At 48.5% G+C, this 18,807-nt stretch carries 16 protein-coding genes and 1 other annotated feature; of the genes, 12 read left to right on the forward strand and 4 right to left on the reverse strand.

The window, feature by feature from the left end:
• Window positions 1–223 (forward strand) — a binding site (T-box leader).
• Window positions 224–343: 120 nt separating this feature from the next.
• On the forward strand, window positions 344–1,603 hold the full coding sequence (tyrS, locus tag MH144_RS00300; RefSeq protein WP_239299196.1) for a tyrosine--tRNA ligase: 1,260 nt from the start codon (window positions 344–346) through the stop codon (window positions 1,601–1,603).
• A 158-nt stretch (window positions 1,604–1,761) separates the two neighbouring features.
• Here the strand turns inward: tyrS and MH144_RS00305 are convergent, their stop codons facing one another.
• The 4 genes from MH144_RS00305 to MH144_RS00320 form a co-directional block, all read right to left on the reverse strand.
• Window positions 1,762–2,040 (reverse strand): YxcD family protein, encoded by a 279-nt coding sequence (locus MH144_RS00305; RefSeq protein WP_095286418.1) that lies wholly within the window; start codon window positions 2,038–2,040, stop codon window positions 1,762–1,764.
• Between the two features lie 5 nt (window positions 2,041–2,045).
• On the reverse strand, window positions 2,046–2,549 hold the full coding sequence (locus MH144_RS00310) for a hypothetical protein (RefSeq protein ID WP_239296179.1): 504 nt from the start codon (window positions 2,547–2,549) through the stop codon (window positions 2,046–2,048).
• Window positions 2,550–2,649: 100 nt separating this feature from the next.
• Window positions 2,650–3,216, reverse strand: a complete 567-nt coding sequence (locus MH144_RS00315; RefSeq protein ID WP_095286420.1) for a PadR family transcriptional regulator — start codon at window positions 3,214–3,216, stop codon at window positions 2,650–2,652.
• Window positions 3,217–3,405: 189 nt separating this feature from the next.
• Window positions 3,406–3,966, reverse strand: a complete 561-nt coding sequence (locus MH144_RS00320) for a beta-class carbonic anhydrase (RefSeq protein WP_239296181.1) — start codon at window positions 3,964–3,966, stop codon at window positions 3,406–3,408.
• A 219-nt stretch (window positions 3,967–4,185) separates the two neighbouring features.
• Between MH144_RS00320 and MH144_RS00325 the strand changes: the two genes are divergently transcribed.
• The 11 genes from MH144_RS00325 to miaA all read left to right on the forward strand — a co-directional run bounded on the left by MH144_RS00325 (window position 4,186) and on the right by miaA (window position 18,788).
• Window positions 4,186–5,700: a carboxypeptidase M32 gene (locus MH144_RS00325; protein WP_239296183.1), complete on the forward strand. Its 1,515-nt coding sequence runs from the start codon at window positions 4,186–4,188 to the stop codon at window positions 5,698–5,700.
• A 150-nt stretch (window positions 5,701–5,850) separates the two neighbouring features.
• Window positions 5,851–6,855, forward strand: a complete 1,005-nt coding sequence (locus tag MH144_RS00330) for an ABC transporter substrate-binding protein (protein WP_239296185.1) — start codon at window positions 5,851–5,853, stop codon at window positions 6,853–6,855.
• Between the two features lie 29 nt (window positions 6,856–6,884).
• A complete protein-coding gene (locus MH144_RS00335; protein ID WP_095286424.1) occupies window positions 6,885–7,679 on the forward strand; it encodes an ABC transporter ATP-binding protein in 795 nt (264 codons plus the stop codon).
• A 41-nt stretch (window positions 7,680–7,720) separates the two neighbouring features.
• Window positions 7,721–8,512, forward strand: a complete 792-nt coding sequence (locus MH144_RS00340; RefSeq protein WP_481857326.1) for an ABC transporter permease — start codon at window positions 7,721–7,723, stop codon at window positions 8,510–8,512.
• A gap of 461 nt (window positions 8,513–8,973) precedes the next feature.
• Window positions 8,974–9,951, forward strand: a complete 978-nt coding sequence (locus MH144_RS00345) for an aromatic acid exporter family protein (RefSeq protein WP_239296187.1) — start codon at window positions 8,974–8,976, stop codon at window positions 9,949–9,951.
• Between the two features lie 75 nt (window positions 9,952–10,026).
• Window positions 10,027–10,587 (forward strand): outer spore coat protein CotE, encoded by a 561-nt coding sequence (locus tag MH144_RS00350; protein ID WP_183518944.1) that lies wholly within the window; start codon window positions 10,027–10,029, stop codon window positions 10,585–10,587.
• A gap of 109 nt (window positions 10,588–10,696) precedes the next feature.
• Window positions 10,697–11,947, forward strand: coding sequence for a putative amidoligase domain-containing protein (locus MH144_RS00355; protein WP_239296197.1), 1,251 nt, complete (start codon window positions 10,697–10,699; stop codon window positions 11,945–11,947).
• Window positions 11,948–12,153: 206 nt separating this feature from the next.
• Window positions 12,154–14,949 carry a DNA mismatch repair protein MutS gene (gene mutS, locus MH144_RS00360; RefSeq protein ID WP_239296207.1) on the forward strand — a complete coding sequence of 932 codons (2,796 nt, stop codon included), beginning with the start codon at window positions 12,154–12,156 and terminating at the stop codon, window positions 14,947–14,949.
• Between the two features lie 20 nt (window positions 14,950–14,969).
• Window positions 14,970–17,054: a DNA mismatch repair endonuclease MutL gene (gene mutL, locus MH144_RS00365; protein WP_239296209.1), complete on the forward strand. Its 2,085-nt coding sequence runs from the start codon at window positions 14,970–14,972 to the stop codon at window positions 17,052–17,054.
• 17 nt (window positions 17,055–17,071) lie between these two features.
• Window positions 17,072–17,857, forward strand: a complete 786-nt coding sequence (locus MH144_RS00370) for a class I SAM-dependent methyltransferase (protein WP_239296211.1) — start codon at window positions 17,072–17,074, stop codon at window positions 17,855–17,857.
• Window positions 17,841–18,788 carry a tRNA (adenosine(37)-N6)-dimethylallyltransferase MiaA gene (gene miaA, locus MH144_RS00375; RefSeq protein WP_481857327.1) on the forward strand — a complete coding sequence of 316 codons (948 nt, stop codon included), beginning with the start codon at window positions 17,841–17,843 and terminating at the stop codon, window positions 18,786–18,788. The genes MH144_RS00370 and miaA overlap by 17 nt, the downstream gene beginning before the upstream one ends.
• Window positions 18,789–18,807 lie beyond the last annotated feature (19 nt).

Consider the following 18,807-nt stretch of genomic DNA (forward strand, 5'->3'; position numbering starts at 1 on the left):
TGAATTACGTTGATGGAGCGCAGTAGCGGCTTTGTCCCTGTTACAGAAAGTCAGGGGTTGATGGAACCTGATACATACAAGGGCTGCGAATTACACTCTGGAGTACTTGGGTAATGCCAAGCGGAATGGGCAAACGATATATTGCCAAAAGCGGTATGGATAATGCGTAAGCATCTGTCCGTGCAAGTTGGGTGGTACCACGGTTATGATAATCGTCCCTATGTCTAATGAAGACAAGGAGGCGATTTTTTTGTGTCCAAAAAAGATGCTCCCGTCTGTATTTCTTTTACCATTTACGTAGTCCATGACTGAGAACGATTAGGAGAGAAAGGGGTTGTTTGGATTGAATATTATTGATGAACTTGAATGGCGTGACGCCATAAACCAACAGACGGATGCGGAGGGGCTACGTGAGCTGACCGAAAGCAAGTCGATATCCTTGTACTGTGGGGTTGACCCTACTGGAGACAGTATGCACATCGGTCACCTGATTCCGTTCATGATGCTGAAACGTTTTCAACTTGCGGGACATCGTCCGGTGATCCTGATTGGGGGGGCAACGGGTACAATCGGTGATCCAAGTGGACGTCAATCCGAACGTTCGCTGCAAACACTGGAACAGGTCCAAGAGAACGTCAATAAGTTGACTGCACAGATGAAAAAATTATTTGTAACCGAAGGCGACAACCAGGTTCGCATGGTAAACAACTACGATTGGACACATCAAATTAACGTCATTGAGTTTTTGCGTGATTACGGCAAAAACTTCAATCTTAACACGATGCTGGCAAAAGATGTGGTAGCGAGCAGACTGGAAGGCGGAATCTCATTCACCGAGTTTTCCTACCAGATCCTGCAGTCTCTGGATTACCATCATCTGTTCCAGAACGAGGATGTACAGCTGCAAATTGGTGGCTCCGATCAATGGGGTAATATCACGAGTGGTCTGGACCTCATCCGCAAAAAAGAAGGATCTGAAGCAAAAGCCTACGGGCTGACGATCCCTCTGATGCTCAAAGCCGATGGTACGAAATTTGGTAAAACCGCTGGCGGTGCGATCTGGTTGGATCCGGACAAAACGACACCATTCGAATTCTACCAGTTCTGGGCGAATACAGATGATCGCGATGTCATTAAATACCTGAAATACTTCACCTTCCTGAGTAAAGAGGAAATTGAAGCTTTGGCTGAAAAGGTGGAGACTGAGCCGCACAAACGTGAAGCACAGAAGGCACTCGCCGAAGAAATGACAAAATTCGTTCACGGCGAAGAGATGCTGGAGCAAGCTAAACGCATTACCGCAGCGCTCTTCAGTGGAGATATTCGCTCCCTGACAGCCGATGAGATCGAGCAGGGCTTCAAGGAAATGCCTACGTTTGAAACAGACGGCGAATCCAAAAATATTGTGGACTGGTTGGTGGATCTTGGCCTTGAGCCATCCAAACGCCAAGCACGTGAGGATGTCACCAAAGGTGCGATCTCCATGAACGGAGAGAAGATTACAGAATTGGAATTTACAGTTTCTGCGGAGCATGCTATTGGTGGCAAGTTCATCATTATTCGTAAAGGCAAGAAGAACTACAGCCTTGTGAAATTGAAGTAGGAACTTACAGTATCATAAATATCTTGGGAAGGACAACGATAGTTTCAATTCCCAAGATATTTAAATTCTCAAGGTGCACAAAAAAGGGCCGTCTCCACATATGTCAATGACATATGGAGACGGCCCTTTAACCATTTATCCGCAAATAATTGATTTGATTATTGATTCACAATGGCTGTAATCTCTTCGTCCAGATCAAGTCTGACGTTTTCACGGTAAGCCCGGATGTTGTATTCGCTGTGGAGGTAGCGCAGGATCGCTTCAATCATGTTGGATTCAACCAAGTATTGACTACGGCCTTGAATCCAGACTTCAGCGGAGTATCCCGTATCTTCTTCCCAGCTCAGTTCAACATTGACATCGGTCGGGCGCACACCTTTGCGTTCAGCCATGTGAAGACAGATTGCGTTAACAATCTCATCCATGCTTAGAACCATAATGATTAGTACCGTCCGTTTCTGTTGCGTTCATCATCATCACGATCACTGCGGCGGTCATAGCGACCATCTGCAGCCGGTTTACGGCGATTCGCAATTGCTCTGAAGAGTGCCATTGCCAGCATTACGATCAGCATGATTGCAGCAACGTTTACAAGCAATCCAAGGATGTTTCCGAGAGCTCCCATGCCACCGAACAATCCGCCGAACATCATACCGGCCAGACCACCCAGCATCATACCTTTCATGAATCCGCCGCCACCGCCGAAGAATCCGCCACGGTTAGTTGCAGCTGCGCCTGTACCCGAGTTGTTGTTCGAGTTGGACTGACTCACATTGTTGTTGTCGGATTTCTTAGGTGTATTGGTATAACTTTTCGTGCCGGATTTGAAACCGCCACCACGTCTTGCGTCAGCAGAATCCGGATTTGCTACGCCTACTGTTGCGAACAACAGAGTGAAAGCCATAAAAACCATCATCAGATGTTTAATTCCAAATTTTTTCTTCATTGTAAAGATCGTAACCCCCCGATTAAATTGTGTGATCAACCCTAAAAATGGGCCTTACTCATGTAATACGGACTAAATGCAGGAACGTTTCAAATTTTGTTTAATTTTCCGAAATAATCGGACAAGGGTCCTGAATGGCTGCCTGACCATCCAGCAGCTGAGTCACCCAGTTGCACCATTCCAGGCCGGTCTGGGCATTCATTAATCCCTTTTGAACCAAAATGTAGCTCCCAAATTCCCGGCTACCTACGCGGAGGTTATCCTGAGGGATGCGAGACTTCAAATCCTCGAAATAACGGATGCGCTCCATAAACCAGTTTTTGCGCTCATTCAGAATGCGTCTCATGCTTCCATCTTCGGCAATGCCGACACACAAAATACGCAAATTGAATTCGTCACGTGTTACCGGAGCGGTAACAGGAGTGATCATCCATCCGAGCAGTTTCTCGATACCTTTTTCCGTGACTGCATACATTTTTTTGTCCGGTTTGTCAGACTGTTGCACCCAGCGGGAAGATAATAGTTCATCATTTTCCATCTTGGACAGGAGCGGGTAGATCTGACTGTGTTTGGCTTGCCAATGCGGCTGAATTTTCAGCATCAGATCGTAACCAGACGACTCCTCGCGGGTAAGCAGCCCGAGCAATCCGTAGGAAAGTATGTTCATGCACATGTCTCCTTAATATTAGGGCTGGGTCAGTGAAAACAATCAATATTGCCATCAATGACCGCTTTCATAAAAGTGTACACTGAAACTGTATGGTTTGACAACCTGACAGCATAACTGCCTCAATTTAGACAAAAAAAGAGTGCGGACCCTTAGGTCCGCACCCAAAACCATTTAGAGAGATGCCTGTTACTCGTACCCTTCAACCACAAGCTCAAGCTGGCCTGTAGAGGAATCGATAATCATGCCGTGAACGGGTACTCCCTGTGGAAACAGGGGATGATTTTTGATGACTCCTACAGTATGTTTTACCCCTTCATCAACACTGTTAAACCCTCGAAGCCAATTGTTCAAATTGATTCCGGAGTTGTCCAGAGCATTTATGACTTCCTTGGATACACCGCGGTCAAGCATGTGGCCAATCATGGTGTCTGCTTGCAAAGATGCCATACCGCACTCGGTGTGACCGACAACAACAACTTCGTCTGCCCCGAGCTCATAAATAGCTACAAGCACGCTTCGCATAACAGAACCGAAAGGTTGAGAGATAATGGCGCCGGCCGTTTTAAGGATTTTAACCTCACCATTCTTCAAATTCATCGCTTTAGGCAGCAATTCCACCAAACGCGTGTCCATGCATGTGATAATTGCCATTTTTTTAGTTGGAAACTTACCAGCCGTATACTTTTCGTATTCTTTCGTCTCGACAAATGATTTGTTGTACTCCAAAATCTCTTGAATGTTGTTCATGTCCATTGCCTCCTGTTATCCAATACGATGAGCACGGCTGCTTGCATCGGTATGCAGCTTGTCCCACGCCTTGTCTTGATTATACCACGGTCAGCAAACGACACGATGTCTTAAAATAAGAATCAAGCCATTTACCTCTGTTAAAAGTTGATTATACGCATTGCAAAAAGTATCATCAATAGGGAGTCTAAACTTTTTTTGGAGAGGTGAACAATAACAATGGAAGAACAAACACTGAAACATCTGGAATCATTCCTTAACTTGGCCGGCAAAATCAAAAGTTATCACGAAGCCATTGGTTTGCTTCATTGGGATTTGCGCACTGGTGCGCCGAAGAAAGGCGTTCCGACTCGTTCGGAAACCATCGGCATGTTATCTACCGAAGCGTTCAAGCTTCAAACCTCAGATGAGATGAAAACTTATTTGGACACGCTGACAAAACCAGAGGTGTTGAAAGAACTGGATGATACAAACCGCCGTCTGGTAGTGGATTGCAAAAAGGAATACGATCGCAGTCAGTCCGTCCCGCCTGAGAAGGTTCAAGCGTATACGGTGCTCACAGCCAAATCAGAAACGGCATGGGAAGATGCCAAGCATAATAGTGATTTCGAAGGCTTTTCCCCTTATTTGACAGAGATCGTGAAACTCAAACAGGAGTTTATCGACTACTGGGGCGTGAAAGATACACGCTATGATACGCTGCTTGATATGTACGAGCCGGATCTGACCGTAGAGAAAGTAGATGCGGTATTTGCCCGGTTGAAAGCACGATTGGTGCCGTTGCAGGAAAAAATTAATGCTTCCGAAAACAAGCCGAGCACGGAGTTCTTAAACCAGCTGTTTGATACGGATCAACAGGAAAAGTTCAGTTTGTTCATTTTGGGACAGATGGGTTATGACTTTGATGCCGGAAGACTGGATGAGAGCGTTCATCCGTTCGCGACAGGACTTAACCCGGGAGATGTGCGAATCACGACGAACTACTTGCAGGATGATGTGACGAGCGCGGTATTCAGTTCTTTGCACGAAGGCGGACACGCGCTATATGAGCAAAATATTGACGGAAGTTTGGCAGGTACCCTTTTGGCTGAAGGAACGTCGATGGGTATTCATGAATCCCAGTCCCGTCTCTGGGAAAATATGATTGGCCGCAGCCGTCCGTTCTGGACTCGCTATTATCAAGACTTGCAGCAGCATTTTCCGCAATTGAGCGAAGTAGCACTGGAAGATTTCTACCGTGCGATCAACCGCGTCGAAAGTTCCCTGATTCGAATTGAAGCAGACGAGCTAACGTATAATCTGCACATTATCATCCGTTATGAAATTGAGAAGATGCTGTTCAACGAGGGACTGGAAGTTAAGGATTTGCCGGAAACCTGGAACGCCAAGTACGAAGAATATCTGGGCATTGTTCCTCCAAATGATGGTGTAGGCGTGCTTCAGGATGTTCACTGGTCCGGTGGCGATTTTGGTTATTTCGCATCATATTCACTCGGCAATATGTATGCTGCTCAGATTCTACATACGTTGCGCCAGGAACTGCCGGAGTTTGACTCTTATATTGCTGAAGGCAATCTAATACCGATCAAGGAATGGTTAACGGACAAGATTTATCGTTACGGCAAGAGCCGCACGCCTTCCGAATTGATTCTTGCAGTGACAGGTGAAGAGCTGAACCCGGATTATTTGGCTGACTATCTGGAAGCAAAATATACCGAGATTTATAAACTGTAGTTGTTAATCACATAACAGGAAGCAGGCACTAGAGAGAGCCGGGCATATGCCCGGCTCTTTTTTTGGTGTGCAAGTTCTTAACCTTTTGATGGGCAGCGGCATATTCATAGTAGAGAGAAACTGCTGAAACCAGCGAAGGAGGGAAACAGCATGAAATACACGCCCTGGTTCATCCGTGCCATCGTTATATTGCTGATTATCATTGTGGCGCTCACGAGCTGCAACAAAGAGAAAAACGAAGCGAAAATTACGATTGGCGAGGTGACGCGTTCTGTATTTTACGCACCGGAGTATGTAGCCGTAGCCCAAGGTTTTTTTGAAGAAGAGGGACTGGAGGTCGAGATCCAGACAACGGCTGGTGGTGACAAAACGATGGCTGCCTTGCTCGCGGGCTCCGTAGATATCGCTCTGGTCGGAGCAGAGACATCCATCTATGTCTATCAGCAGGGAGCTGAAGATCCGGTCATTAACTTTGCTCAGCTAACCCAGACAGACGGAACATTTTTGTTTGCACGGAGTGCGGAAGGCAGCTTTGATTGGGATCAGCTGAACCAAAGTACGTTTCTCGGACAGCGCAAAGGCGGGATGCCGCAGATGGCTGGAGAATTCACGTTGAACAAACACGGCATTGATCCGCAGAATGATCTGGAATTGATCCAAAATGTCGATTTTGCCAACATTGCTTCTGCATTTGCGTCGGGCACAGGAGATTATGTACAGCTGTTTGAACCACAGGCGTCCATCTTTGAACAGGAAGGCCGAGGGAAGGTCGTTGCATCGTTTGGAACGGAAAGTGGACATTTGCCTTACACAGTCTTCATGACGAAACAAAGCTACATCAACGACAACGAAGAAATTGTACAGAAATTTACAAACGGGCTGCACAAAGCACAGGTTTGGGTAGATTCCCATTCCGCTGAAGAAATTGCCGAGGTCATCCTACCTTACTTTAAAGACATTGATCAATCCATTCTCGTAAGTAGTATTAATCGCTATAAGGAACAGGGGACGTATGCAACAGATCCGATTATTGATGATGAAGAATGGAACAACCTACTGGACGTCATGAGTGCGGCTGGAGAACTTGAACAACGGGTGGATTCCAAAGCGATTGTTGATAACACCTATGCGGAACAAGCAGCATCTGTGAAGTAACCAGGCATTCAGGAAAGGAAGTGATCGTCATGCCTGAATCCGATACGGTGATTAGACTGGAAGGAATTTCGCAAGTTTATGTCAATGAGCGTGAAGCCTCATTGGTCATCGAAGACCTGAGCCTTCAGGTTAAGCAAGGAGAATTTGTCAGTCTTGTCGGTCCGAGCGGGTGTGGCAAAACGACATTGTTGTCCATCATTGCCGGACTGCTTACTCCAACCGCGGGAGATGTGAAAATTAAAGGGAAACTGGTTGAAGGTCCTTCTGCCCAGATTGGCTATATGCTGCAGCAGGACTATCTGTTTCCATGGCGTACCATTTTGGATAATGCACTGATCGGACTTGAATTGACGGGCAGGCTGGATGAACGGAGTCGTAAACGAACAAGCGAGCTGCTTGCTGAGATGGGGCTTGCTGGAACAGAGAATTTATATCCTTCCGAACTATCCGGGGGCATGAGGCAGCGTGTCGCGCTTGTGCGGACGCTAGCAACCGATCCATCCCTGCTGCTTCTGGATGAACCATTCTCTGCGCTGGACTACCAGACCAAACTGCAGCTGGAGGATCTGGTGTCGGATACGCTCAAGGAAACGGGGAAAACCTCGGTGCTGGTCACACATGACCTGTCCGAAGCGATTGCTGTGAGTGACCGCGTTATTGTGCTGGATCGCAATCCAGGACGAATTCGGAAAGAGTTCATCATTCCTGAAGCCATTCGGAAATCCCAGCCCTTCTATGCAAGGGAACAGGAAGGTTTTAATGAGCTTTTTCAGGCGCTATGGAGCGAACTGGAACAGTCCGGAGGAGGTGAGAAGAACGGGTGAATCAGACGAGAGAGAAGCAGGAAATGCGCCGTGATGAATGGATGCAGAAGCTGCACCAAGGCCACATGAAGCAGGTCGCTGAGTGGCGCCGCAAGGTACTTGCGGTTCAGCTGTCCCTGCTGGTCTGCATGTTTTTGTTATGGGAACTGGCTGGCAGGATGCGCTGGATTGATGTGCTGCTGTTCAGTTATCCGAGTAAAGTTTTTGCCCAGATCGGCAAGGACATCGCCAGTGGTGAATTGTGGATACATGTCGCAGTCACCGTTGGGGAGACGGCAGTTGGCTTTTTGCTGGGGACGCTTGTCGGAACGCTGCTTGCGGTCCTGATCTGGTGGTCTCCTTTTTTGTCCAAAGTGCTTGATCCCTACATGGTTGTATTCAACAGCATGCCAAAGGTGGCGCTAGGCCCTATCTTCATCGTCATGTTCGGTGCAGGCTTTACGGCGATTGTCATGACTACGTTGTCCATTACGGTAATTATTACGACCCTGGTCGTGTACAACAGTTTCAACGAAGTGGACAGCAATTATGTTAAGGTCATTCGTACGTTCGGGGGCGACCGGTCCGTGATTTTTACCAAAGTTGTACTGCCGGCATCGTTTCCAGCGATTGTTTCTACGTTGAAAGTCAATGTGGGCATGGCCTGGGTCGGGGTGATTGTTGGTGAGTTTTTGGTTGCCAAACAGGGACTCGGGTATTTGATTATCTACGGATTTCAGGTCTTCAATTTTACTCTGGTATTATCAAGCCTGCTTATTATCGCGGCCGTAGCTACAGCGATGTATCAGCTAGTGGTGTATGTGGAGAGAAAATTGCTGGCAGGGCGCAGGTAGTGCCGCAAATACGATTAATAGAACATGATAGATCGTCTTATGTATACAATTTCACAAGGGGTGTCACGTTGCCCGCTTACCGAAAATCAAGTACCATACTAATACGAATATTCCGTGCAGTCCTTCATGTATGCGGTGATTGGAGAGATGGGCCATCGCCCGCATGGATCAAAATTGCCAGCGTCCCACATCCGGGACGCGATGTTGTGACCGGCATGCATGGGCATGTCGGTTGATGCCGTTTATTCATTCTGATGTGATTGCATATGTCTGTGTCACCCCTTCAATCGCTTCTTTTTTATGAAACGTGAAATGGTTTGCCTCAGGCTGTGTAATACTACATATTGCGGAACTAGGCTATCTCAGATTTATTAGAGGTATGAAGCAGGACATGCATTCAACCGGATGGGACGAAGAGCTGGCTTGGACATATAAGCAGCTTAGAGGAGAGGAAATGAGAAATGGGTTTTAGAGTAATCAAAACTGCAATTGCTGCACTGATGGCTGTGCTGATTGCGGACTGGTGCGGCTTGCCTGGGCCAACATCGGCAGGCTTGCTGGCCATTCTGGGTGTCGATGTTACGAGGAAAAGGAGCATTCGCACGATATCGGCGCGTTTCTTTGCTTCCGTGGTAGGTCTTTTGTTTGCAAGTGTACTTTTTCACTTTCTAGGCTTCCATTATTGGGTTCTAGCCGTGTACATACTGATTGCATTTCCTGTAATTGTTCGGGCCGGATTTAAGGAAGGCATTGTGACGGGGTCTGTCGTGGTTTTTCGCGTCTTCAGTGGCGGGGAGATGGATGTTCAAGTCATTTTGATACAAATCGGGTTGTTGCTGATTGGTCTTGGATCTGCGATGGTCGTTAATCTGGCTTACATGCCAGCGGCCGATCCGCAAATGCTTCAGATTCGCAAAAGGATTGACGAACTGTTCTCCGTGATCTTCAAGGAGTTTGCCGCGACTCTTCGTAATCCGAATGAGATCTGGGCAGGGAAGGAACTGATTGAAGCGGACAAGGCTGTTTTGGGCGGCATTGAAGCAGCCAAGCGTTCACTTGAGAATCAGGTCATTCATCCGAACGAAGAATGGAGTGTATACTTTTACATGCGAAAAACGCAGCTGGACTCCATTCAGCATATGATGCATCTGGTATCCCAAATTTATCAGAAGATGCCACACGCCGAAATGGTGTCGGAGCTGTTTGACCAGCTAAGTCAGGATGTGCTCACGGAGTCTTACACTGGACGAACCGAAAAACTTCTCGCAGATGTGCAAGAAGAATTCAGGCGAATGGACCTGCCAGATACAAGGGAAGAATTCGAGATTCGTTCCGCGATTCTCCAGCTGTGCCGGGAACTCGCGCTGTATCTGAAAATTGCGAAGAAGGACAAAGCGCCGTCCCCAATTACGGACCGGTCCCAATCTACAAACGAATAATAGAAAATAGTTGTCACCCTAGACGGATGCCCTGCATACACTTGTAGTGAATGATTGTATGGAGGAGGTTTAAAGATGTCATTGAGTCATAAACATCAATGTAGAGAGATCATCACGAAGGCGATCTGCGGCAAAGGTCGTAAGTTCTCTACCGTAACACATACCGTGACTCCGCCTAATGGTCCGACCAGTATTTTGGGGGCTTGGATTATCAACCACCAATATGAAGCCGTATCAGCGGGGGACGGAATTGAAGTTATTGGTACTTACGATATCAACATTTGGTATTCCTATGACAAAAATTCGCAGACAGATGTAGCCAAAGAAACGGTGTCGTATGTAGAACATGTGCCTTTGTCTTACCTGGATCCGAAACATCGGGCTTCCACAGTAGAGGTAGCTGCGGATGCAACGCAGGAACCAAGCTGTGTGGAAGCCACTGTATCCGCAGGTGGAGGCAGCGTAATTATCCGGGTAGAACGGGAATTCGCTGTTGAACTGGTTGCCGAAACCAAAGTTTGCGTGAAGGTATGCACAGATGGTTGCGGAGACTACGAAGACAAGGATTATGACTTTGGCAGCACGGATGAAGATTATGATGATCTTGATCCGGACCTGCTTGACGAGGAACTGTAATTTCTTCGTCTCTTGTATCCTTAGCTAAGGTATCATATGCGCCGCAAGCGGCATTGAAGAGGGCGCAAGCCCTCTTTTTTCTTTTTGGGCGGTGGAAAGGAGGAACCGAATGAATGTGATGGAAGAGGCAGAGCAAGCGGTTAAGCGTTACGAACGCATGCTGGCAAGAGAACGGACAGGACGATTGGAGCGAGCCGGTATCGAAGTACTTGCCTCACGTGATAGGCAAAAAAGGGAGCCCGGCCTGAGAGTGCGTTACGATGTCGAGATATGCTGCCTGTACGCGCTTCGGATTAAACGTCGGGATACGAGCGGCATGGGCGGTGCGCAGGAAAGCATACTGGACCGGGAAGCGGCATCGACGCTGTTCAAACGAATCGAGCGGCTCGCTGTTAAAACCTTATATACCCTTGGACTGGATCACGGCGCTGTACGGCTGGAAGCTTCGGGGAAAAACGGATGCACTGTTGTTTCGATTGACCCGCGTCCGTGGAAGGGCATGACAGATCTATCCGTCATGTACCGGGAAGGCTGGAAGCAGCTGCAGTCTCTACTGGATGAGGAAAGTCACAACAAAGTAACGCCCGTTCTTGGAATGGACCCGGAGTTTCTGCTCGTTCAGATGCCGGAATCCAAGATTGTACCTGCCTCAAGGTTTCTGGGACGCACGGGAATGGTGGGCTGCGATTCTGTGACTATCGGGGGGAGGCGGATCTATCCGGTTGCTGAACTACGTCCTGCTCCCAGTTCGGAACCGCGAGAGCTGCTAACCCATTTACTTAGAGCTTTTGACGTTGCATCCCGCAGCATAACCGACCATTCGCTCATTTGGCAGGCCGGGGGAATGCCGCAGCGTGGATTGCCACTTGGGGGACATGTCCATTTCAGCGGAGTAACTCTTAATGGGGATCTGCTGCGTGTGCTTGACAATTATCTGGCATTGCCGCTTGCGTTTCTGCAGGACCCACGTGGTTCGGGCAGGCGTCCAAGGTACGGAGCGCTGGGTGATTTTCGACTGAAGAACTATGGCGGATTCGAGTATCGAACACTGCCCAGCTTTCTAATTTCTCCACTCGTTGCCAAAGGAGTCGTCGCTCTCGCTGGACTTATTGCTGCCTCCTACCCCAGTCTTCCCCTTCGTCCTTTGATGAACACAACCGTGCACGCTTCCTTTTATGAAGGAAACCGGGAACACATGAAGGAGTACATTCCAGCGCTTATGGATGATCTGGTGGGTTTGGAGGAATACGCAAAATATGAAAAGTATGCCGCTCCGCTCATACGTCACCTGAGAGAGGGAAAGACGTGGGATGAGAGCCGGGACATTCGCAAAGTCTGGAATATTCGTGCAGGTTCATGAAGAGTGGATGATTTTTTGTTATAATAGAAATCAAGTCAATTTTGGATCTGATTACAGCTATGGAAGACATGCAGACAGCGGTCTGTGAAGGAAGCGGCAGATGGCCGAAACATGAGGCGGAGGCACGAAGATGTGCCTGACCGCCTTATTGTTCCTTCTAGGGCAGGGACTCTTCCTGACAACATAGGAACGGATGGAGGATATTCATGGCTCAGTATACGCCAATGATTCAACAATATTTGCAAGTGAAGGCCGAAGCGCAAGACGCTTTTCTTTTTTTTAGATTAGGTGATTTCTATGAGATGTTCTTCGATGATGCTGTCAATGCAGCACGTGAGCTCGAAATTACGCTGACTGCACGTGCAGGCGGTGGGGAAGAGAAAATCCCGATGTGCGGTGTGCCTTATCATTCGGCGGACAATTACATACAGCGTCTGATTGAAAAAGGATATAAGGTCGCCATCTGTGAGCAGATGGAAGATCCAACCGTAACAAAAGGCATGGTACGCCGGGAGATTGTACGTGTCATCACGCCTGGAACGGTGATGGAAGGCAAGACGCTTGGGGACAAATCCAACAATTATATGGTCTGCCTGACGGGGAACCAAAATACACTGGCACTGGCAGCATGTGACCTGTCAACGGGTGAATTGTACGTGACGTCCGTGCCATATTCCAAGGAATGGCTGAAAGACGAGATCGGCATCTACGAACCTTCCGAATTAGTCGGCGATGCGCCTCTTCTGGATACCGTCGCTGCGCAGTCTTCACCAATTGGGAGACCTGTTGTATATACTCCGTGGACCAAGAGCAAGGAAGACCTTGTTCGGCAACAATTCGGTGAGGCTGCATGGGCAAGACTGGAGCCGGAACGTCAAGCGTGTGTCGCGCGTCTGTTCTCTTATCTGAGTGAAACACAGAAACGTTCTCTGGGGCAATTGACTCAAATCTCGACTTACGAGCCGGATCACTTCATGATTCTGGATCCATTCACCAGACGTAATCTGGAACTTGTGGAAACGGTTCGCGAGCGTTCCAAAAAAGGCTCGTTGCTATGGCTGCTGGACAAGACGGAGACATCCATGGGTGCGCGGATGCTGCGGCGGTGGGTAGATAAGCCCTTGCTGCAAAAAGGGAAAATTAATGAGCGGCTTGAAGCAGTGGACACGCTATACAATCAGTTTATTTTGCGTGAGGATCTGCGTGCTGAACTGAAGGATATCTATGATCTGGAACGACTGGTGGGACGGATTGCCTTCGGGAATGCCAACGGACGCGATCTGAATGCACTCAAGCTGTCGCTGGATAAAATACCTGGACTGCGCCAGTATTGTGCAGAGTCTTCTTCTACAACGCTGCAGAACATTGCGGAGATGATGGATGACTGTAGTGACTTAAGGGATGCTATCGGGCGTGCCATTGTGGACGAGCCTCCGGTTTCCGTAAGGGACGGAGGATTAATCCGTGAAGGTTACCATGAACGACTGGACGAACTCAGGGAAGCTTCGGTTAATGGCAAACAGTGGATCGCTGAATTGGAAGCAAAAGAACGTGAAGCTACGGGCATCCGCTCCCTGAAAATTGGCTACAACAAAGTGTTTGGCTATTATATCGAAATTACGAAGTCCAATCTGGCCTCCTTGCCGGAAGGCCGTTATGAGCGGAAACAGACGTTGGCTAATGCAGAACGTTACATTACGCCGGAGCTGAAGGAAAAGGAAACATTGATTCTTGAAGCACAGGACAAGATGGTCGATATTGAATACGGATTGTTTGCTGAGCTTCGGGATCGGTTGAATCAGGAAATAGCAAGACTGCAAAAACTGGCTGAACAGGTTGCGGAGATTGATGTGTATCAATCCTTCGCAGTAATCAGTGCAGAGCGGAATTTTGTGAGACCAACACTGACAGATGGTTATGACTTTGTTGTGGAACAAGGACGTCATCCCGTGGTGGAGGCTGTTATGCGAGATGGTGCCTTTATCGCCAACCACACGGCAATGAAAAAGGAAGAAGCACGGATTCTTCTGATTACTGGCCCGAATATGGCCGGAAAAAGTACGTATATGCGACAAGTTGCCCTGATCTCAATCATGGCCCAGATCGGTTGTTTTGTACCTGCAGGTCAGGCAGAGGTACCTATCATGGATCGTATCTTCACACGAATTGGGGCAGCCGACGATCTGATTGGCGGTCAGAGTACGTTTATGGTGGAGATGGCGGATATTCAGGTGATGACCGACAAAGCAACGCCGCGGAGCCTGATCATTATTGATGAACTGGGCCGGGGTACGTCAACAAGCGAGGGGATGGCCATTGCCCAATCCGTCATTGAGTATGTGCATGACATTATAGGCTGTAAAGCACTCGTATCAACGCACTTTCATGAACTGGCTCACCTGGAAGAAAGTCTGGATAAGCTGGCGAACTACTCCATGGCTGTACAAGAGAGCGGGGATAAAGTAAACTTCCTGCGCAAATTGATTCCGGGTGCAGCCAGCAGCAGTTATGGTATATACTGCGCACGACTTGCGGGTCTGCCGGATAGCATCATTGAACGAGCGAATGGTTTACTGCACGGCTTCGAACATGCGGCCGCACAGGTGGCGGTCGGCAGTGAGTTTGCCGGGAAGGAAAGCCGCATTTCGGGATCGGACTACAATAATACACTTGGAACGGAAAATGCCGAAAGTGTCACAGTAGTACGCGAGGAAGCTGTAGTTTCAGTACCTAATACGGTGCCATACATGGAGAGAGAGCCGTCCAAGGAGCAAGGCAATAAGAACAAGGCTGGTTCCAAACCACAGGACGTTGTCCAACTGTCGATATTCGGTGATGATGAGCCCAGCGTGGGAAGCAAGCCCGATGCTGTGGTCGCAGTGGATAAACCAGCGCGAGATTTTATACGCAACATGAAAGACATTGATGTTATGAATATGACGCCTCTGCAGGCGATGCAAATATTGAACGAGCTTAAGCTAAAGGCACAGCAATTATCCTGATATGATGGGAGGGGAAACCTGTGGCGAAAATACATGTCCTTGACGAACATATTGCCAACCAGATTGCAGCAGGTGAAGTAGTTGAACGGCCTGCTTCGGTTGTAAAGGAATTACTGGAGAATTCCGTGGATGCTGGGGCTACCAAAATTGAAGTTTCCGTTGAAGAGGGCGGATTGCTCAGTATTCGTGTGAAAGACAACGGTTCAGGCATTGAGCCAGAGGATCTGGAAACAGCATTCTATCGTCATGCAACAAGCAAAATTACGCACGGCCGTGATCTCTTCCAGATCACAAGTCTTGGTTTTCGGGGAGAGGCTCTGCCGAGTATCGCGGCTGTCTCCAAGGTCGAAGTGCTAACGGCTAGCGGAGACGACGGCCGAGGGCGCCGGATTGTGATTGAGGGTGGCAAACTGTGTACACATGAGGATGCTACTTCACCTCAAGGGACAGAGTTTGTTGTCAAAGAATTATTTTATAATACTCCTGCACGGTTGAAATATATGAAAACGATCCAAACCGAGCTGGGACATATCTCGGATGTGCTGTACCGGATGGCTATGTCCCATCCGCATATTTCCTTTACGCTGCGGCATAATGCCAACGTGCTGCTGCAGACGCTCGGAAACGGCGACCTGCTCCAGGTGGTTGCAGCAATCTACGGAACGAGTGCAGCCAAAGCCATGCTGCCCATCCAGGGCGAGAATCTGGATTATCGGGTAAGTGGATTAATCAGTCTTCCGGAATGGACACGGGCCAATCGAGGCGGCATGTCAACGATTGTGAATGGTCGTTTTATTCGCAATTATGGTCTTAATCAAGCCATTCTTAAAGCGTATCACACGTTACTGCCGATCAATCGATTCCCGCTTGTTGTGGTGCAGCTTGAGATGCATCCTTCACTCGTGGATGTAAACGTTCATCCGGCAAAACTGGAAGTGCGGTTCAGCAAGGAAGCCGAGTTGTACGAATTTATTGAAACGACAGTACGGGGAATTCTGCGGCAGGAAGTGCTTATACCTCAAGTGACCAAACAGCAGATCCGACGTGGAGACGACAGTTCATTTATACAGGAACAGTTTCTGTTTCCGCGAGGACCATACAAGGATGAGCCAGCGATAGAAGATGAGGGTGCACAGTCCAAAAAGAATAACACCCCTCTGCCTGGAAACACGTCTGTGGAAGAGGACGATCTGGATGCCCCCGCTGATATTCAACCGGGACAGGCTGCAGAACTTTTTCCAGAGGTACCTCCCTTGCCTGACGCTCCGCCGCCAGATCAGCTCAACCCGATGAATCCGTTTCATGCCATTGTTGGTGAGCGGATTCAGGCAGATGAACGCGAAGTGAAAGCTCAGGACACAGCGCCGACATATCGTCCCACCAACGTGAATGCTCCAGTTAGAGAAAACCGGCCGTCATATCAAGCGTCTAATCGTTCCAATATGGAGCGCAGCTGGAAGGGTTCAGGTTTACCTGATACTGCGAAGCTGGCAGCAGCGGTGAAGTCGGATGCGACGTTGCCGGCGTTTCCTGAGCTTAGCCTGATTGGTCAGCATCACGGTACGTATCTGATAGCCCAGAATGAAGATGGCCTCTATCTGATTGATCAGCATGCCGCCCATGAGCGGGTGAATTATGAGTATTATTATGAAAAGTTTGGCAATCCGGCTCAAGCCTCACAGGAGCTTTTGCTGCCAATCACACTGGAGTTTACACCGTCCGAAACGGAAAAACTCAAGTCAAGGCTGGCCTGGTTTGAACAGGCTGGGGTCTATCTGGAGCATTTCGGTGGACAGACGTTTCGTGTACGCTCCCATCCGTTCTGGTTTCCCAAAGGGGACGAGAAGGATATTATTGAGGAAATGTCTGAATGGGTGCTAAGCGAGCGCAGCATTGATGTGGGGAAAATGCGGGAAGCTGCTTCCATCATGTGCTCTTGCAAAGCTTCAATTAAAGCCAATCAAAAGCTGACAGAACAGGAAGCAGAGACGCTAATTCAGCGACTCGGTTCCTGCAGGCAGCCATATACTTGTCCACACGGGCGACCGATAGTGGTTTCATTTTCAACCTATGATCTGGAGAAATTGTTCAAGCGGGTCATGTAGCTGTTTAGGAGGAAGTTATGTATATTACAACCGGTGATACAGAGGCGCCTTCGCTTGTGGAACGCGCGCGCAAGCTCGCGGAAACGACGGGTGGCACCTATGTGCCGCGCAATAAAAAGTCTTTGCCCAGGCTGATTGAACGTTATGGCGTTAACGAAATCATGGTCGTGCTTCAGGGCAAGGCGCGCTTGTATCGCAAGAATGCGCCGCAGCTTGAATTTCATCCAAGCATGGGATTTGTACGTGCGAAGCGTGTACTGCGCGGAGAGCCAGATCCTATGCTGGAAGCGGGAGCCGTACTTGAAGGAGATACCATCATTGATTGTACAGCCGGATTGGGAACGGATGCGCTGGTGTTCTCCGTAGCAGCAGGTAAGCAGGGGCAGGTTATTGCTTGTGAAAGCTCGCTGCAGCTCTATACGCTATTGGTTGAGGGGATGTCCTATTACGAGAGTAATCAGCCCGAAGTCGATGAAGCCTTTCGCAGAATTGAATTAAGACATGCCAATCATCTGGATCTCCTTCGTTCAATGCCGGATCGAAGCTGTGATACAGTATACTTCGACCCCATGTTCCGCGAGCCGATGATGGATTCAAGTGCGATTCAGCCCTTGCGGGATTATGCAAACTCCCATGCACTGGATATTCAAAGTATCATGGAGGCCAAACGGGTAGCCCGGAAGCGGGTTGTGATGAAAGAAAAGCGCGGCAGCGCGGAGTTTATGAGGCTTGGATTCGAGGTGCTGGATCGCGCCAATGCAAAAACACTGTACGGAGTGATAAATGTTGAAAGCGGAAGTTAAACCGAAACTGCTTGTATTGGTCGGACCGACAGCAGTAGGTAAAACAAGGATGAGTATCGAGCTCGCAAAAGCATTTAATTGCGAGATTATTTCGGGAGATTCGATGCAGGTCTATCGTGAGATGGACATCGGAACGGCCAAGATTACCCGTGAAGAGATGAAAGGGGTACCCCACCATCTCATTGATATTCATGAACCGGAATATCCATATTCAGTGGCGGAATTTCAGGAGTGCTGTACCCGTCTGATCAGTGAAATACAGGATCGCGGTAAGCTGCCCTTTATTGTTGGGGGAACCGGTCTGTATGTAGAGTCGGTCTGTTACGGATTTCAATTCTCGGAAAGTGGGTCGGATGAGGCTTTTCGGGAGGAACAGTTCCGCTATGCGGAGTTACATGGTGCTCAGGCACTGCATGACAAGCTGAGGGAAATAGATCCAATTAGTGCGGACCGGCTGCATGTGAACGATCAGCGGCGAATTGTTCGGGCTCTTGAGATTTACCATCTGACAGGGGAGAAGTTATCTGAACAACTGGCGTCACAGAAAAAAGAATCCCCGTATGATCTGAGTATCATAGGTTTAACAATGGATCGTCAAAAGCTCTATGCCAGGGTTGAAGAACGTATTGACCTGATGATTGAGCAAGGTTTGGTAGAAGAAGTGAGGTCACTGCTGGAACGCGGTGTGGCCAGAGGACATATCTCCATGCAGGGACTGGGATACAAGGAAATCGCGGCGTATCTTCAAGGCGAAGTCAGCTGGGATGCAGCGGTGGAATGGCTGAAGAGGGATACCCGCCGCTTTGCCAAACGCCAACTTTCCTGGTTCCGGCATATGAAGGACATTGAATGGGTGGATATGACAGATACCGAAGATTTCGCAGGGAACTATGAACAGGTATGTGCATTAATTAATGAAAAGTTTAAATGATTTCCAGACGTGTGAATAG

The organism is Paenibacillus sp. ACRRY (assembly GCF_022346995.1).
Taxonomy (GTDB): Bacteria; Bacillota; Bacilli; order Paenibacillales; family Paenibacillaceae; genus Paenibacillus.

Bases quoted from the DNA above. Each gene is read 5' to 3' on its own strand.
- MH144_RS00305 (WP_095286418.1), bottom strand. From the start codon at position 2,040: ATGGTTCTAAGCATGGATGAGATTGTTAACGCAATCTGTCTTCACATG.
- MH144_RS00310 (WP_239296179.1), bottom strand. From the start codon at position 2,549: ATGAAGAAAAAATTTGGAATTAAACATCTGATGATGGTTTTTATGGCT.
- MH144_RS00315 (WP_095286420.1), bottom strand. From the start codon at position 3,216: ATGAACATACTTTCCTACGGATTGCTCGGGCTGCTTACCCGCGAGGAG.
- MH144_RS00320 (WP_239296181.1), bottom strand. From the start codon at position 3,966: ATGAACAACATTCAAGAGATTTTGGAGTACAACAAATCATTTGTCGAG.
- MH144_RS00325 (WP_239296183.1), top strand. From the start codon at position 4,186: ATGGAAGAACAAACACTGAAACATCTGGAATCATTCCTTAACTTGGCC.
- MH144_RS00330 (WP_239296185.1), top strand. From the start codon at position 5,851: ATGAAATACACGCCCTGGTTCATCCGTGCCATCGTTATATTGCTGATT.
- MH144_RS00335 (WP_095286424.1), top strand. From the start codon at position 6,885: ATGCCTGAATCCGATACGGTGATTAGACTGGAAGGAATTTCGCAAGTT.
- MH144_RS00340 (WP_481857326.1), top strand. From the start codon at position 7,721: ATGCAGAAGCTGCACCAAGGCCACATGAAGCAGGTCGCTGAGTGGCGC.
- MH144_RS00345 (WP_239296187.1), top strand. From the start codon at position 8,974: ATGGGTTTTAGAGTAATCAAAACTGCAATTGCTGCACTGATGGCTGTG.
- MH144_RS00350 (WP_183518944.1), top strand. From the start codon at position 10,027: ATGTCATTGAGTCATAAACATCAATGTAGAGAGATCATCACGAAGGCG.
- MH144_RS00355 (WP_239296197.1), top strand. From the start codon at position 10,697: ATGAATGTGATGGAAGAGGCAGAGCAAGCGGTTAAGCGTTACGAACGC.
- mutS (WP_239296207.1), top strand. From the start codon at position 12,154: ATGGCTCAGTATACGCCAATGATTCAACAATATTTGCAAGTGAAGGCC.
- MH144_RS00370 (WP_239296211.1), top strand. From the start codon at position 17,072: ATGTATATTACAACCGGTGATACAGAGGCGCCTTCGCTTGTGGAACGC.